Origin of the sequence: Pyrofollis japonicus, from assembly GCF_033097485.1 — an archaeon.
Lineage (GTDB): Archaea > Thermoproteota > Thermoprotei_A > Sulfolobales > Pyrodictiaceae > Pyrofollis > Pyrofollis japonicus.
Map to the genome: position 1 here is coordinate 41,079 of NZ_AP028634.1, position 15,723 is coordinate 56,801.

The window sequence follows — 15,723 nt, forward strand, 5'->3', positions numbered from 1 at the left end:
CTCATCACCTACTACACAGCTTAGACAAGTCAACTATGTAGTTGGACACGTTTATCCGGTGCTTTATCAGGCCATGGCTATACATTAGGTCGGCGAGCGCCTGGACCTCGGACACATTGATAGCTGTGGTCAGCTTGAGGCGGCCAAGGCTACGCTCAACGACTTCAACGGGGGCTCCCAGCTCCCTCGCATCAATCTTGGCCGCCTCCACAGTGTTCTCCAAGGCCAGCCTCGTCGCCTCCTCGTTTATCTCTGCAAGCCTGCAGACAACACCTGGGCGCTTTTTGAGGAGGCTCTCTGATACAACGAGGTAGCTGCCAGGCATATTCGGCCACAGATCCTGAGCAGTGAGGAGTACGTGGAGCCCCTTCGACTCAGCAACACTGAGATAGTGCTCGGGCAGGCACGCGGCATCGACAGAGCCAGTTACAACGGCGCTGAGGATAGCAGGTGGCTTCATAAACACGATCCTTGCTCTGAATCCGTACTTCTCCATCGCTTTCAAGAGGAGGATGTGCGTCTGAGCACCATTACCCGTGACCGCGACAACAGGTTCGTGTCTGAGAGACAGTAGATCCCTTAGGCTGTTGATCCCGGGGCGTCCTACGCACCCATACCCATAGTAGTGAGTAGCCTCCACTATGTACAGCGGAATACCCTTATCGATAATCTTGATAATCGGTGCTAGGCATGCCCACGCTGCGTCTATCTCGCCCTTAGAGAAGGCTGCCGCCAGCTCAACACCGGTACGAAACCTGAGAATACTATCTACATGTACACCATGAGTATTGAAGAGCCCCTTGTCGAGGGCAACCCAGGCAGCTGTAGCGTGAGTATTCAGCTCTATGCCAAGCCTCAGCCCTCTATCATTGCCTCCACTCTTGGCAGCAAGCATGGCGGCGGTTGCTAGGATTGCTAGCACTGCGGCGGCAACACCGAGCAGTGATGCCTTCAGTAGGCGCCACCCAGCACTCCTCCGGGCAACGTATACCTATAACGTCTGGCCCGTAACTGTACGGACGAGAAAATAGAGCCAAGTATCCAGCCTTCCAGACAAAACCATAAACCAGCGAAGGACAGCCAGGGAGTACTAAGACCAACATAGTGGACACGTTGAAGGAAAAACAATCAGCCAGTATCGGGGCTAAAAAAGAAGACTGAGGCAGATTCGCTTACTCCGCTGAGAGCACTACTATGCCATGCGGGTTGAGAATTCTGAGCGTTATTGTCTCCCATGCGCGGAACCGGTGGCCGCCAGTCTCGAGACCTATGTAGTCCACCCTGGTATCGGTTCCAACCACGATGTCTAGGGCGTTCTTCTCCGCAGCAAGCACTACAACCTTGTCGCCGGGGAGCAGCGGGGTTCTGACAACCTTGGCTAGCTTCTCAACCCTTGTCAGCTCCATTACCCCGGTTCTCTCGTGGACGGCAAGCAGCTTAGTGTAGCGCTGAGTCGGCACAAGCACTACAAATGGGCCCCTGAACCCCTCTGCCTCGAGCAGCGAGACCGCCTTAGCTATATCGTCCACAGCCTCGCCGCCCCGCTCCCATGTACCGAGCCTCGCGGAGAGCGCCTCCTTTACGCCAAGCAATTGCTCTATCAGGAGCCTCTCCTCGGACTGTACAAACTTCTTAGCAGCATAGCTTATCAGCGGGTCAATGGGCTCGCCGAGCCTCGAGTAGCGGTCAACAAGCCTCTGCGGGATAACCAGCTCGGTGAAGACTTCGCGGAGAGGTACCACTGTCTCAGACTCTACGCCGACGCCTTGCTCGCCATAAGCGATGCTGGTAGCGACAACATAGTCTACGCCAGGCCCAACGAGGGTTACTGGCAGAGCCCTTCGAAGCACACGCGAAGACTCAACACTCCTAATAAATGCCTTAACGACAACCTTCTCAAAGCTGTCCCTTTCCCCGTTATCCGGGTCTCCTGGGTCGTCAATATCGCTGCTCGGATTGGCGCCCGGCTCGCCGAGAATCTCCGCTACCTCCTCTGCACCCTTCTTCAGCTCCTCAACCTGCTCTGGGTCAAGCTTCTTAAGCATCTCGAGAAACTCGCCTACATGAGTCTTCTCTTCGCGTGCAACATCCATAAACACTTTCTTGACGTCTTCTCGCTCTGCCTTCTCTGCAATCTGCAGATAAAGGTTGATCGCGTCAAGCTCAGCCATAATGGCGAGGCGAAGAGCATCGGCAAGATCCTTGCCAGAAAGCTTGTCCTTAGCCAACTCAAGGGGATGACGTGCGAACAATTCGTGATCCCCACTCTATACCTACGTTATTACGTATATAGGCTCAGATGATAAGTTTTCTCTCACGCAAGGCACCGAGAAGAAGGCATGAAGTGTTCCACTGAGTTGCGCAGCTTGTTCGAAGACGTAGAACTATAGGGAACAATATCGTCAGAAAGTGATATATGGGCCTAAGCCTATGCCTAGGCGAGTGCCTGTGACAATAATGGTAATAGCAGCCATAGTTATCCTCATACTAATTCTCATAACGAACATGAAGATGGGACATGAGCTTATACTATCTACGCCTAGCACATCTAAGACCTTGCCTCTTGGCACAGAGCAGAGCACAGGCATGGGCAATGTTCCCCCGAAGGATAACGCCTTGCGGAAGTGCATAGGAGTCTCTCGCCTTTATTGCCGCCTCGGATACCCCGTTATAATCCGTCCTGGCTTCAACATATCCTACGCGGTTAAGGCATGTAATTTAACCTACGTAGTCGGCTACGCCAAGTATGATATCCTTAGCCTTGAGGAGGTGCTCCGGAAGGCCCTCAAGGTTCTCGGAGAAAACCATAGCCTGGTCAAAGCAGAGCTAGAGCCTGGAATCATCATAAACAATACCCTTGTCAAACACCCGGAATGGATACTTACTCTCAGCAAGACCTATAAGGGGTACAGGCTCTGGCCCTACGGCTGTTGCGGTGACACAAGGATAATAGTGGACGCGCTAAACGGCTCAATCAATGTAGACTATGAAGCCAATTACACGGTGCCGCTAGAGGAGATAGAGCAGCCGAGTCCCGAAGCACTAGCAAGGACCGATGTCACGCAGCTGCTCATCGATACTGTTAGACAAGTGCTTAGACACTATCACGGTCCATGGAAAGAAGCTCTAAGAAGTATGATAAATAACGAGACCCATTACCACTATATGGTAGATCTCAGAGTAGCAGTTCTGGGCACCGGTAGCAACTTGGTCCTTAGCAATGAGAGCGTTGTGGCAAAGGAACTCATAGGTAGGCCTCGCCTATACTGGGTGATTCGCATAGACGCCCCTGAGGCCCATATGAGGTTAACAGCACTGGTTGATGCGGCAACCAATAGGCTTGCAAGCTACGTCATAGAGCCCCTCTGGCCTACAACTCCTTGGGCAACTATTGTTGCAGAACCAGTCTATCCGGATAAATCAGCAACAGTCGGCATGAACGTAAAAGGCCTTGGTAAAGCAACTATTGTGCTAACCAAGGTGTACCTGGTTGAGCCGGGCGAGGAAGGCAAGCTCGCGATAAAACTCTGCTGGAAAACCTATGGTGCAGAAGAGGCAGGTGAAGCACTGCAGGCCATTGTTGTACCCGAGCTGCTGGCTAGCGACGGGATACGAATTGAGCCCGTCAAGACGAGCATTATGGTTAACTTTAGCGAGACAAAGAGCTCTGAACTAGTATATCGTTATGCTGTCTCTAGGAGTGTACTAGTAGGTATACACGTGCTCCCGCTCCACATATTTGTAAAGTATGTTGGTGAAGAGACGAATAGTCGCTCTCTCTGCGTGCCTATAGTGTTTCTTGTCGAAGGTAGCTCGTATTATTCTTCAACTAGGTAATTTTATTGGTTTTGTTTTACTATAATGTATTATTAATAGATGTGTTATAATTATCGAAACATGGGTAAAGTATTTTAGTAAGGAATGTCTCCGTAGTAAACACGAGTTAATAAAACGGTGGTTAATATTGGGTAGTGTTCTTGATTTGCGTGGAAAGATATGCCCAGAGCCCTTCCTGGTAATTATGAAAAGGTTTAGTGAACTCGAGCCGGGAGAATCTATTGAGGCTATGCTAGATTCTTGGCGCTGTGTGCTCCTCCTCGTGGAGGCCATGAAGTCTACGAAGACCGGTGTGGCTGATGTCGAGGAAAAGGACGATTATTACTATGTCAGGGTTACTAAACTGAGATAAGAAAGCATGACAGGGTAGGGTTGTTGTGGATTATTAGCTGAGTGCTAGTAGGCTCTCTACTAGTTTCTCCTTATCGGTGTTGCTTATTGTTTTACCGATCTCCGCTAGGCTCTCTATAGCGGATAGTGTCCTCTCATTGAACATTAGCCTTATTGCTTCGCCCGGGCTGAGTCCTCTCGTCTGCATATAGAACACTACGTCTCTTGGGACGCGATATTGTGCTGCATGGTGGCTTGCGGCTTCGACTTGGCCAGTATTTATCTCCATTAGGGGCATTGTGTACGCCTTGGCTCGTTCTCCCAGTATCAGTACCTCTGCGTCGAAGTGTGCAGCGCTGTCCTCGGCTTGTTCCCTTATTGTTGAGACTCCCCTCGCTGATACAAATGACTCGTCGAGGGCGTACCCGAATAGTTCTACGTTGCTCCTGCTTTCTCTTCCATCGTGGAAGGTATTCGCTATATAGTCTATGCGCTCATTGTTTCTCCCCACGGCTATGCCTCTGTGAACGTACTCTGCGTGTTGCTGTAGAAGGGTTTCCTCCTCGATCCGGTGCATTGCTGAGGCGCGGTAGAGCGATGCTGAGACAAGCCTTGCTCTCGGCGCTATGCTTCTACGCGAAATTATTGCTAGCACGCTGCTCTTCGTCGGCCTTGCAACAGATAATAGTTCCAGCGATGAAGACTCCTCTATGAAGGTCTCCATTACTACTGAGCCGTGGTACGGGCCAGCTATCTCTACGAGGAGCGATGCCTTTGTTCTCGCGGGGACGTGTATGACGAGGTGCGTGCTGCTCCAGCCGCTGCCTGGCCTACCACATACTCCTACGCGGTAGACCCCCGGCTCCTTGACAGCGACTATGTATGGTTCTTCGAGCCTGGCATAGTGTGCTGCGGTCAACTTGTTCTCGTCCATCGCTACAAGCCTCCCAAATAGCCGTCTATGCTCTCCGGCTGCCTCGTTGAGACGGTAAACCGCTATGCCTTCCTTGGGCTCGCTGCTCTGGACCCCGTTGCAGCCTATAAGTGCGTCGTAACCCTGTAGGATGAGGCTATAGTTCTCCGATGCCGTGCTGTACTCTCCCCGCAATACTTTTTCAAAGACGCTCCAGTCAGTGTAGTGCCTCGTGGTCGGGGAGTCGGCTATGTGTTGCCAGGGAAGCTTATCAACGAGCTCCTCTAGGTAGTCGTGGCGAGGTATCTGCGTACTTGTTTGCAATTCCTGGTCGCCTCCGAGGGGGTTAGCCTACTGCTCCTAGCTCGCTAAACTCTAGCTCGATTACCTTGGACAAGATGCTCGCAGTTTCTAGCGGCAAGTGTCCTAGAACGCTCTTGATGAAGCCGAGCACTATGAGTGCCTTGGCCTCTCCCTCGGTCAAGCCCCTGCTCGCCATGTAGAATAGCTGCTCCTCGCTGAGTCTGCCAACGCTTGCCTCGTGGCTGACCTCGGCTGTTGGCTCGTCTACCTCGTTTCTTGGATATGTATATGCCTTGCTCTTCTTGTCCAGGACGAGGCTGTCGCACTGTACGTGGCTGAAGCTGTTCTTTGCTCCACGGTTGATGCGGACAAGTCCACGGTATATTGAGAGGCCGCCGTTGCTCGAAATGCTCTTAGACACTATGTGGCTCTTCGTGTCCGGGGCGGCGTGTATAGCCTTGCCGCCGGTATCTTTTATGTAGGGTCCATTTGCTATCGCTACTGACACGTTCCTGGTTGAGGCGCCGCGGCCTTTTAGCACTGTTGATGGATACGTGTAGGTTATCCTGCTGCCAATGCTTCCTTCCAGCCACTCGACATAGGCGTTCTCCTCGGCTATGGCTCTCTTGTTGTTAAAGTTAATTATGTCTCTGCTCCAGTTCTGAATCGTGTAGAAGTGTACCCGTGACCCCTTGTGCGCATATATCTCGACCATGCCGTCGTGGAAGCTGAAACGCTTAAGCATCGGAGCAGCACAGCCCTCTATGAACTCGATATAGCTGTTTTCACCTGCTATCAGCAGCGTGTGCTCGAATTGGCCCTCAAGCTCGCTGCCGATGAAGAAGAACGCCTCTATCGGCTGTCTCAGCTTAACTCCCGGAGGTACGTATACAAACGCGCCGCCGCTCCATAGCGCATGATGTAGTGCAGCAAACTTGTGATCCGCTGGGGGGAAGACTCGGCCAAAGTACTGTTTAACTAGGTCGGGGTACTTCCTCATAGCCTCCTCCATTGGTAGCAGTATTACGCCCTTCTCCTGGAGCTCCTTCTTCACAACGTTGAGCACTGCCTCGCTATCAAATACAGCAGTCATCCCCGATAGGGCCTTTGCCTCTGCCTCCGGCAGCCCGAGCCTGGAATAGTAGTCGCGTATCCACTGTGGAAGCTCCTCCCAAGTCTCTGCGGGTTCTGCCTCGGGCTTAACGTAGGCAGCTATCTCGTCTAGATCTATCTCCTCTATCCCGAGAACCCAGTTGGGCATCGGAAGCTTATAGAAGAGCTCAAGGGCTCTTAGCCGGAACCTCCTCATCCAGTCAGGCTCCTTCTTGATCCTAGATATCTCCTCTACGAGGCCCCTCTCTATTCTACCCCTTATCTCTATCTCCTTGGGATACGGCTTCTGGAACCCGAGTATGTTCTCAATACCGCTTCCCAGAACATCTTTCAGGGGAGAAGCCTTAACAGCCGCCAAACCGGGATCGCCTCACAACTAGTTCTTCATGTAGGGCGCGTATCCGTGCTCCTCGATGTGTTTCGCGAGCTCGGGTCCACCCTCGTCGACGACCCTTCCGCTAACCATGATGGCGACTTTGTCGGGTTCAACGAACTGGAGAATACGCGCATAGTGAGTGATCACGAGCACGCCAACACCTCTATCGAGCAGCATCTGAATAGCCTTCGCCACAACCCTTACACCGTCGACGTCGAGGCCGCTGTCAGGCTCATCAAGTATAACGTATCGTGGATCGAGAACCAGTATCTGGAGCATCTCGGCCCTCTTTCGCTCGCCGCCGCTGAAGCCTACATTGACTTCTCTCTGAAGATGCTCGTCGCGCAAGCCGAGCATAGACGCATAGTTCTTTACGAGCTTGATCATCTCGGGCCTCGGGGTCCCTATCAGCTTGTCCTCAACATCCTTGACCCGGTTATACGCTGCTGCAACAAAGTTGAGGAAACGGACCCCCGGGATCTCCGGCGGGCTCTGGAAGCCCAGCATGAGCCCTCTGCGCGCCCTCTCATACGTAGGTAGACCGGTTATGTCCTCACCGTCGAGCAGAATCCTTCCATCCCGGACAACGTAGGACGGGTGACCCATGATCGTATAGGCGAGCGTGGTCTTACCACTGCCATTCGGCCCCATGAGGGCCACTAGGCTGGCTCTAGGTATGCTGAGGCTCACCTTCTGAAGCACAGTCTTGGACTCGGGTCCTCCCGTGACGCCTCTAACCTCGAGGCTCACCTTCTTTAACCCCAGTTAATTTTGACACCAGTTAAAGAATATGAACACCATACGCTATTAAGCATTATGCTAGAAGCACAGCAGCCTAAGCATTAGCATCCACGACGACATAGATAGCTATAAGATAACAAGAACCATGTTTTGCAGCCGGTCAGTGAACAACCGAGCCCCCGTATAAGGGGCAACAAGACTTTAGCAACATAACAGCCATTGCACAAGCTCTAGAAGGCAAACATGGAGACAAGGCGTGTAGCTACAGGGCCAGGCGAAATAGACGGTAGATGTCGGAAACATGGCCTAGTCTACATTCTAACATAGCGTGCCTTGGATGGCGCTATATCTGGATCTCTGCTAACAAATCCTCCAATAGTTCTAGCTCGGGGAACTCTAGGACTCCTAGCTCCTCGGCCAGTACGTATGGCTTGATTTTTCGCAGATCTATTTCCTCCCTGAGTATGGGGGAGAGGTAGGTCTCAGGGCTAAGGCTGACCGTTGTTCCGGTCTGGTACTGGCCCACGGCTGGTAAGACGACTAGGTTGGCTCCAAGCCTGGGGTAGGGTGCTACCAGGAATGCTGGGAGCTTGGCGACGTAGCCTAGCTTGTCGCGGAGCCTGAGGCTAGGGTGCTCGTGCCCCATGATGACTACTTCTACTGGTCCTGGGTAGTTTCCTTGCGGCTTCTTGTGCCCGTGGATAATGAGTACTCCTTTCTCGTAAAGCTCGTTAACGATCTCCACCCCATAGTCCTTGGCTACAAGCGACAAGTAGTTATCATGGTTACCGCGCACAACGGTAACCCTTACACCGCGCTCCTTTACAAGGTAGCTGAAGACCCGGCTCAGCTCTTCGCGCTCGCTGCGCAGCAGTCGCGAAAAACAATGCTTGACATCACCAGCGAAAATCACCCAGTCTGCCCCGGTCTCGTCAAGAGCCCTGCCCAGAACCTCTAGCGTCCTCGCAAGCTGGATCCTGGGGACGAAGAAGCCCTGCCTAGCAGCCTCCTCCTCGAACCCCAGATGAGTATCAGCAATGACCACTGCCCTTAGTCTGCGAACATGGATAGCAGGTATACTACCGATAGCCTCGACGCCGGGCAGTAGCTCCAACGACTATGCACCCTTGGCAGCCCTACCGGTATTACTCCCAGATACGAGCTACACACTAGTTAATATTACCCTTCTAGCATATGTGGCTTAGAAAGGAGAACCAGTAGTCCTATAGAGTGCTTTTCCGCGTCTTACAATTGCTTTACGATACTCGTTAACGGATTCCATTCGGTGAATAGATTGAACAGCGAACTTGTTCGTGCTCTTTGGAGGAGGTCAGAGATATATCTTCGTGAAGCAAGAAGGCTCTATGAGGAAGGCTACTACGATGTAGCCCTTGTTATGGCTGAGCAAGCTGTACAGCTTGGAATAAAAGCTGTCTATAGCCGTGTTCTAGGCTACGCCCCCAGGGGTCATAGCTTGCGCAGGCTTCTAGGCTACTTGGCATCGGTTCTCGAGGAGAACGAGCAGCACGGCGAAGCGAGGGCTATACGTGACTTCGTGGTAGAGTATCGCGATGTGCTAGTATTGCTTGAGGACGCCTATACTGAGGGAAGATACGCTTTGCCCGGCTACACTAGAACCGAGGCTGAGAGAGGGATAACTGTTGCTGAAAAACTACTAAGCCTTCTCAAGCAGATGTTTCTGAGCGGAGAAGAGGTTGGCAAAGAAGATAGACGTACTGATGGCTAAGTGGTTCTTCGAGCTACGCGATACATGGCGCCAAGCTGCACAAATAGTTGCGCGCGCAGCTAAGGCCCTATATCCTGAGGCAAAGGTCTACGTAATAGGTAGTGTCGCCGAGGACAGGTTCACCGCCATAAGCGACCTAGACATACTTGTCGTTTTACCATATGATCCGGATCCGAGAGAGAGGCTAAGAATAAAGATAAGCATAATGAGGCGGGCATTTGACGAGGGTCTCCCACTACATTATCCGGTAGACCTGCACATCGCGGGGCCTAAGAGGCTACAAGAATATCGGAAATACGTTAAGAGAATGATAAGAATAGACGACGCGTAGCTACTAAGACTCATTGAAGCAAAATAATCGTGATACCGATTTAGGGCAACTATAAAAGCGGTTCTGCCCGTGTTGGCCTAGTGGAGGTTGTTCCTGCTCTTGTTAATAGCCCTTCTAGTCGGCATAGGTATATGGTTCCTTGTATTCATTACTGGCTCTGTTGTTGGTGCAGTTGTTTCTCAGAGAGTTCGCGAGCGCAGAGCTATTGTCGCTGGGGCTGCGACACAGATAGTATTCATAGCTATGAGCCTTGGCGTGGCACCTCTCGCCTTTAAAGACTATTTGATAGGCTTGGGCCTGGTCGGCACAGCTTACGAGCACGTTGTGAGCGCTCTCATAGTCTCAGTGGTTGCCGCTCTCGCATTGATGGGTCTGCAGCTAGTGACTAGCATCGACTACGAGCCGCCGTTTGCTCCTAGGAGTCTCTGCGAAATAATCTGCATAGCGGGCATCCTGGCACCGCTTGGTGAGGAGACATTGTTCCGCGGCCTCCTAGAAGGCTACCTACTGCTTCACACTGGGCTATGGATCGCGGTAGTTACGTCTGCTATACTCTTCTCCCTCATACACATAGCACCGTTCAAGGATGCCCCGAGGAGCTACTTAGCGATAATATTGCTTACAGCCCTCATAGTGGGTCTCATAGCGGGATACTATAGAGCCGTCAGCGGCTCCCTGGCACCAGCGATAACCACGCACTCGGTCTTCAACATCATAGGGGCCGCTGGCTATAAGATAAGCAAGCGTGCCAACCCATAGGTGTAGTTCACAGCCTCCTACCCTTAGTGGGAGCAAGCACTAGGACCCTATACGGGGGTGCCTAGAGACTGTGAGCCACATAGACGAATACAAGGTAATGGTCACTCGGAGCAAGGGGTTCCTAGACCTCGCCAGGGAGGCCTACCGTAGGAAGCAGTACGATTTGGCGGTCTTCCTGGCCGAGCAAGCAGTACAGTTAAGGATAAAGGCGGCACTACTGCGCATCGCGGGCTATTATCCAAGAGTTCACGGAATCAGACTGCTTCTCGGAGAACCTTCAAAGACCGTTGGAGACAAGGCTGGTGATAAAATAAAGCAGTTTATCGCGGAGAAACGCTCACTCCTATCAGAACTAGAAGGACGCCTACCTCGTTGCAAGGTATGCTCCTAAACAGTACACGCGCGAGGACGCTGAAGACCTTATAGCAGTGGCCGAGGAGGTAATAGGCCTAGTGAAGGAGATAGAGAGGAGCGAGAACGGTGAGCCTCCTAGTAGAGAGCAAGGATGCTACGTGAGTGGAGAAAATAGATACCGAGGGTAATAGATGCAATCAAGCAGCTATACCTCGATTGCAGAGGTCTATGTTATTGGGAGCGTTGCAGAGGACAATTATATTGCGGCGAGCGACCTAGACTTACTAATAGTCACCAATAGTCCTCCCCAGACGCCACGCGAAGAGGCAGAGGCTAAGACAAGGATAGAGGAGCTGGCAAACCTGCCCATTCATCATCCGCTTGAGATACACTTTGCTGGCAGAATAGAGAAGGAAAATGGCTCAAGAGGTCAAGGAAGGCCATAAGGCTGGCCTAGGCGTTCTCCCGGAATAGGGAGGAGGCTTTCAGCCCTATTGTTGGCCGCGGGGGAACCCGCCACTCATCCCCAGGGCCCCGAGGGCTCGCGGGGCATGGTCGTTGGCGGAGCGGGGGCGAGACCCGCGGCCCCAAGTAGCCATAGAGTTATTACTAGCTCAATATGAGTTGCCCTCATCTATATTCTGCGGCGAGGACCAAGGCGAGAGAATTTCAATTACGTTATTTATTTTTGCCCTCTTCTTTTAAATTCTCTTAATAGCTCTTGTAATGCTTGTTCGTGCTCTTTACTCCATCTTCCTCTATGCTCTAGCTCAGGCTTTACGTATCTTTCTATAAGCTCTACCAGTTTGTCTAACAGCATCGCGATGTCTCTTGCCGCTTCTATGCGGCTACGGTATTTGCTCAGCTCTGTGTCAGGATCCGGGCCGTGATACTGGTAGTCGTGGAGGTCAAGCGCGGTGCTTGTGAGGTGCGCATAGTAGGGTATGTGTTTCTCTATTAGTTGGCCGAGTGCTTTGAGTCGGGTGGTTGGTATACGTGTTAGTGCTTTCTCCTTTACCCCCTTGGCCTCCTTCTCGGGTGGCTCCTTTGTTATCTCATCCTGGAAGAGGGCTAGTATTGTAGCGGTTAGTGCTTGCCACGCCTGGAAGGCTTTGCTGGCTGCGTTTCTCGTGTAGCCTTGCTCTAGAAATCTTAGGGCGAGGAGGGACTCTAGTAGTGCTTCAAGGGTTCGTGCAGAAGCATAGGCTGCTAGGTCTCTCCTAGGCTTGGGTAATGGCTTCTCTAATAGCTCTGTGTTGGCAGTCATCTCTTTCCCGCTTACCTTAACACCTAGATCTACTAGTTAATGCTCTGTGGCCCATAGTTGGGCCTACTCCTTATATTCTTGCGACGGGTGTTTCTCCGAAGTCTCCTATGCTTATCCACTCACCGGGCTCCGCGTTAACTGCGACTACTCTGGCTCCGAGTGGCTTGTTCTTCAGCTCCTGGGCGGCCACGAGCTCGGCTAGGATCGCCGAGGCTAGTTCCTTGCTCCACTTCTCTTGGGGTACTAGTACCATGTCGAGCCCGGCTACGCACGCATATGTAAGGTGTAGTAGCTTGTAAAGGTCTAGGCTTCCCTCAGCGACCCTCTCTTTTAGCACATTGTCCTCGGCTACTGGCAGCATTACCTGGTTGAACCCGGTGCAGGAGACGTCTAGGCAGAGCTCGTCTATGAGCTCCTCAACTTCTCTTATCACGGGCGCGACTCCTATATCGCCTATCTTTTTGCCCGACGCCTGCTCTATTACGCGTGCTACGCTGTGATCCATCCAGGGCGAGAGCGAGAGGTCCATGCCCCGATACTCTATGCCCAGCTCGTCCGCGATGTCTACGAGGTGCTGGTCGAGCTCCACTACGAGGTCTGAGACGTCGCTGAACCCCTCGTAGAGATCCCTGTCCTCAAGCATCTTCGGGTAGAGGAGCGAGATCGTTAACCCGTAGACGGGCCCCAGGCTCGACCCTGCCGGGAAGTAGGGAGACTCGACAAACCCGGGTATAATTATCGCCAGCCTTGTCGCCTTATCCGGGTGCTTAGCGACCTCGTAGAGAATCTTCGTGGCCTCCTCGACTGGCGCAGGCGTAGCTATGCCAGCATACACCTTCTCTCCGAGGCCAAGCACCTCTAATACGTGTTTGGGCTCAACATCTATGGCCTCCATGTGGAGCAGGGAGTAGTAGATGCCCTCCTCGAGGGCGTGGCGAGCTCCGCGGAGAACCTCGACAGTCTTGTCGGCGCTTAGAGGAGAAGGAGGCAAAGTTACGCGCATACTATCAACGCGTATGCCCGTTCTCTCCTCGAGCATCCGTGCAGCCTCGCGCACATAGCTGGAGGCGCGGCGAATAGCTTCTGCAACGCCTTCGCTGCTCCAGTCATGTACAACAGCGTGAACTACAACAGCGCGTACCTCTGCCTTCTCATTTCTCAAGACAGGCCAGTCCTCCACAAAGTCCTAGGACTAGACAATGCGAAGAGGACTAGAAAAACCCTCTCCCACAGTCTCATGGGGTTCTATAAATATCTATCTCTTGTCTAACAATATACCAAATACTTATGAATAAGAGAAACACTATTAGTATAGTAATCGGTGAGAAGCGTGGCCGTGCAGACCACGAACCAGGAAAAGCTTAGGAAGCTCCAAGACGAGCTAAGAAGCCTAATAGCGCAAGCAGATCAGCTAAGAGCACAAATAGACATAATTAACGCTACAATACAAGACCTAGCAGCAAGCATAGAGGTACTAGAATACATAAAGAAGTACGGCGAAGGCAAGACCGTGCTCGTCCCAATAGGCGCTGGGAACTTCATACGAGCAAAGATAGAGAAGCCAGACAAGGTAATCATGGGCGTAGGCGGTAGGCTCAGCGTCGAAGTAGAAATAGACGATGCACGCAAGATGATAGAGGAAAGAATCTCAACCCTTGAGGACCTTAGGCTCGACCTCCTAAGGAAGCTCGAAGAAATAAACAGAAGGATCAACGAAATACTCCCACAAGTAGAACAGCTAGCCAGACAAGAACAATCAAAGTAAACCCATTGCATAAAAACTCGCCTACTTCCAACACAATCCCCGTAGTTTTTGATGCCATTCCATATCCAAATCTAAGGACCCCCTATACTTCGAAAGCCATTGCCTCATAAACGTGTTGGCATACGTATTGCCGCTAAGCGGAGGTGCATGCCCAATATGAGCAAGAATGTGGCCGGGCTCCTCGAATTGCTTCAGCAGCTAAACAGTGTTAGGAGGGAGATAGTCCTTCTTCGCTCAAGAATCCACGAGCTAAGAGAGGCTAAGAAGATACTAGAGAATAGGGAGCCTCGCCAAGTATTTCGCGAAATAGGAGGCCTCGTGATAGAGGTTAGCTTAGAGGACGCTATGCGCTACATAGACGATGAGCTGGAGCTTCTGGAGCTGCGGCTAAAGAAGCTCGAGGAAGAGGAGAAGAAGCTGAGTCAGCAGATACGAGAGCTCGAGAAAGCATTATCGATAGGGCCTTAAGGCAGCCCGTTTAGTGTTATTATGGATGGATATGTGGATGGCTGCAGCCAGGAAATCCTGATGGGCCGCCGAGCCCCCTTGCAGGGGCGGTGACGTGGGCGAGGGACAGCCGAAACCCGCATCTCCTCTACGACTAGGCTATACGTCGGGGCGCAACTGCTTGTGCTTAGCCGCCTCTACTACTATGTCGAGGAGCCCGGTTTCGTAGAGGTACTCATACCAGGCCTCGTAGACTAGCCGCTCGGCGACAAAGAACCCTATAGCAATATAGTCATCGATTGTAGTCACCTCGCTCGTTCTCGAATTGTAGGCACTTAGTGCTTCCTCAGTGGAGGCTCTAAGCCATTCAGCGGCAAGCCTCCTCTTAGTCCCTTCAAGTTCCTGGCTCCTTTTCAGCGCTAAAAGGGCTGCATAGGACAGGCTTCGCAGCAAAACAGCTAGGTCGCGTACAAGCGGCTCGGTTACAAGAGAGGAGCCGGGATACCGGAACGGCTCACCAACAAGGTCTATTATTAGCACCTCGTTGCCCCTCGCGACGAACTGGTAAAGATGGGGATCTTGGTGGGTAGGGCCCTCTGCGAGGCAGAGCCCCATGTGGGGCAGCTCCGCTGCCTTCTTCACTACGTTTTTCAGTTCGTTTGCGATGGTTCTGGGAAGCCTGGAGACATACCATTCTACTCGCTCAGATATGTCTCGGCGAGCCCGACACACGTGGCGGACAAGTCCCCTGGCTGCTAGCGATTTATGGATGTCTGCGAGGAGGCTTGCAGCCCTCCTGGCGACCCAGGTGCTATTTCCTCCGAGCAGGTACTCCTCCGCCTCCCTTATCGCTACGTCTCCTAGGCTTTCACCACTTACCCACTCCGTTACAATGCCGGCGGGCTCGCCGAGGAAGACTAGCCTGCCGTAAACCTGGGGCACAGCACCCATTGCGGCCAGCAGGGGGAGGAGGACGGGCTCCCAGCCGGGTACAGGGTGAGCCAGGTAGAGCCGGAGAGCAGCATCACCGCACTTAGCCAGTAAGACACTACTACTAACGCTCTGTACAACGCAGTACTCGAGGCTATCCATGCAGCTCTGCGGGGTACATGATAGTAGTCCGTGCTCAGCGAGGCTTCGGAGACAAGGAGCAACTCTGTCCTCAGACTCTACGTCTATGCCTACAACCTTGTACCCGTGCATCTCGGCTTCAAGTATGCGGCACTCCTCAGTCTCAGCGACGAGTCGCCACGTCCTTAGCCTCTTCGCGGGACCCACGGTTATCAAGACCATTTCTCTCGATCTCCACGTGCCCTTTCGAGGCTTCACGTGGTTAGAATGACATGTTGCGATACCACTATTACCTACTCCGCCGAATCTGCTCTAGCTCCGGGGGAAGAGCCCCCTGCCCGAAAGGGGGCTCGCTGAACCCCTCTTCGC

General features: G+C 52.5%; 18 protein-coding genes and 1 pseudogene. 10 read left to right on the forward strand and 9 right to left on the reverse strand.

Annotation, left to right across the window (positions count from 1 at the left end; all coding sequences use genetic code 11):
* Positions 1 to 4: 4 nt before the first annotated feature.
* Together SBG41_RS00230 and SBG41_RS00235 are read right to left on the reverse strand one after the other, a co-directional pair.
* Positions 5 to 922: an ABC transporter substrate-binding protein gene (locus SBG41_RS00230; protein ID WP_317895530.1), complete on the reverse strand. Its 918-nt coding sequence runs from the start codon at positions 920 to 922 to the stop codon at positions 5 to 7.
* Positions 923 to 1,172: 250 nt separating this feature from the next.
* Positions 1,173 to 2,252: an encapsulin gene (locus SBG41_RS00235; RefSeq protein WP_317895531.1), complete on the reverse strand. Its 1,080-nt coding sequence runs from the start codon at positions 2,250 to 2,252 to the stop codon at positions 1,173 to 1,175.
* A gap of 178 nt (positions 2,253 to 2,430) precedes the next feature.
* Between SBG41_RS00235 and SBG41_RS00240 the strand changes: the two genes are divergently transcribed.
* Together SBG41_RS00240 and SBG41_RS00245 are read left to right on the forward strand one after the other, a co-directional pair.
* On the forward strand, positions 2,431 to 3,837 hold the full coding sequence (locus tag SBG41_RS00240) for a hypothetical protein (protein WP_317895532.1): 1,407 nt from the start codon (positions 2,431 to 2,433) through the stop codon (positions 3,835 to 3,837).
* Between the two features lie 127 nt (positions 3,838 to 3,964).
* Entirely contained in the window at positions 3,965 to 4,189 is a 225-nt protein-coding gene (locus SBG41_RS00245) for a sulfurtransferase TusA family protein (RefSeq protein ID WP_317895533.1), read from the forward strand.
* A 33-nt stretch (positions 4,190 to 4,222) separates the two neighbouring features.
* Here the strand turns inward: SBG41_RS00245 and SBG41_RS00250 are convergent, their stop codons facing one another.
* The 4 genes from SBG41_RS00250 to SBG41_RS00265 form a co-directional block, all read right to left on the reverse strand.
* On the reverse strand, positions 4,223 to 5,404 hold the full coding sequence (locus tag SBG41_RS00250) for a SufD family Fe-S cluster assembly protein (protein ID WP_317895534.1): 1,182 nt from the start codon (positions 5,402 to 5,404) through the stop codon (positions 4,223 to 4,225).
* A gap of 22 nt (positions 5,405 to 5,426) precedes the next feature.
* Positions 5,427 to 6,854 carry a Fe-S cluster assembly protein SufB gene (sufB, locus tag SBG41_RS00255; protein WP_317895535.1) on the reverse strand — a complete coding sequence of 476 codons (1,428 nt, stop codon included), beginning with the start codon at positions 6,852 to 6,854 and terminating at the stop codon, positions 5,427 to 5,429.
* 18 nt (positions 6,855 to 6,872) lie between these two features.
* Complete coding sequence (gene sufC, locus SBG41_RS00260) at positions 6,873 to 7,622, reverse strand: Fe-S cluster assembly ATPase SufC (RefSeq protein WP_317895536.1); 750 nt, start codon at positions 7,620 to 7,622, stop codon at positions 6,873 to 6,875.
* A 334-nt stretch (positions 7,623 to 7,956) separates the two neighbouring features.
* Entirely contained in the window at positions 7,957 to 8,727 is a 771-nt protein-coding gene (locus tag SBG41_RS00265) for a metallophosphoesterase (protein ID WP_317895537.1), read from the reverse strand.
* A gap of 180 nt (positions 8,728 to 8,907) precedes the next feature.
* Here SBG41_RS00265 and SBG41_RS00270 point away from each other — a divergent pair, with 180 nt between their 5' ends.
* The 6 genes and pseudogenes from SBG41_RS00270 (at position 8,908) to SBG41_RS00290 (ending at position 11,250) form a co-directional block, all read left to right on the forward strand.
* On the forward strand, positions 8,908 to 9,360 hold the full coding sequence (locus SBG41_RS00270; protein ID WP_317895538.1) for a HEPN domain-containing protein: 453 nt from the start codon (positions 8,908 to 8,910) through the stop codon (positions 9,358 to 9,360).
* Positions 9,329 to 9,691 carry a nucleotidyltransferase domain-containing protein gene (locus SBG41_RS00275; RefSeq protein ID WP_317895539.1) on the forward strand — a complete coding sequence of 121 codons (363 nt, stop codon included), beginning with the start codon at positions 9,329 to 9,331 and terminating at the stop codon, positions 9,689 to 9,691. The genes SBG41_RS00270 and SBG41_RS00275 overlap by 32 nt, the downstream gene beginning before the upstream one ends.
* 99 nt (positions 9,692 to 9,790) lie before the next feature.
* Complete coding sequence (locus SBG41_RS00280; protein WP_317895540.1) at positions 9,791 to 10,450, forward strand: CPBP family intramembrane glutamic endopeptidase; 660 nt, start codon at positions 9,791 to 9,793, stop codon at positions 10,448 to 10,450.
* Between the two features lie 70 nt (positions 10,451 to 10,520).
* Positions 10,521 to 10,841, forward strand: coding sequence for a HEPN domain-containing protein (locus tag SBG41_RS00285; RefSeq protein WP_317895541.1), 321 nt, complete (start codon positions 10,521 to 10,523; stop codon positions 10,839 to 10,841).
* Positions 10,842 to 10,857: 16 nt separating this feature from the next.
* Positions 10,858 to 10,992, forward strand: a pseudogene (locus SBG41_RS10480) (hypothetical protein); the annotation flags it as partial.
* 3 nt (positions 10,993 to 10,995) lie between these two features.
* Entirely contained in the window at positions 10,996 to 11,250 is a 255-nt protein-coding gene (locus SBG41_RS00290) for a nucleotidyltransferase domain-containing protein (RefSeq protein ID WP_317895542.1), read from the forward strand.
* Positions 11,251 to 11,486: 236 nt separating this feature from the next.
* Here the strand turns inward: SBG41_RS00290 and SBG41_RS00295 are convergent, their stop codons facing one another.
* Positions 11,487 to 12,071, reverse strand: coding sequence for a PaREP1 family protein (locus SBG41_RS00295; RefSeq protein WP_317895543.1), 585 nt, complete (start codon positions 12,069 to 12,071; stop codon positions 11,487 to 11,489).
* 70 nt (positions 12,072 to 12,141) lie between these two features.
* Positions 12,142 to 13,233 (reverse strand): DUF711 family protein, encoded by a 1,092-nt coding sequence (locus SBG41_RS00300; protein ID WP_317895544.1) that lies wholly within the window; start codon positions 13,231 to 13,233, stop codon positions 12,142 to 12,144.
* 168 nt (positions 13,234 to 13,401) lie between these two features.
* Between SBG41_RS00300 and pfdA the strand changes: the two genes are divergently transcribed.
* Both pfdA and SBG41_RS00310 read left to right on the forward strand, forming a co-directional pair.
* Positions 13,402 to 13,836, forward strand: coding sequence for a prefoldin subunit alpha (pfdA, locus tag SBG41_RS00305; RefSeq protein ID WP_317895545.1), 435 nt, complete (start codon positions 13,402 to 13,404; stop codon positions 13,834 to 13,836).
* A gap of 156 nt (positions 13,837 to 13,992) precedes the next feature.
* Positions 13,993 to 14,304 carry a prefoldin subunit gene (locus SBG41_RS00310; protein WP_317895546.1) on the forward strand — a complete coding sequence of 104 codons (312 nt, stop codon included), beginning with the start codon at positions 13,993 to 13,995 and terminating at the stop codon, positions 14,302 to 14,304.
* A gap of 138 nt (positions 14,305 to 14,442) precedes the next feature.
* Here the strand turns inward: SBG41_RS00310 and SBG41_RS00315 are convergent, their stop codons facing one another.
* Entirely contained in the window at positions 14,443 to 15,576 is a 1,134-nt protein-coding gene (locus SBG41_RS00315) for a hypothetical protein (protein ID WP_317895547.1), read from the reverse strand.
* Between the last annotated feature and the right edge of the window lie 147 nt (positions 15,577 to 15,723).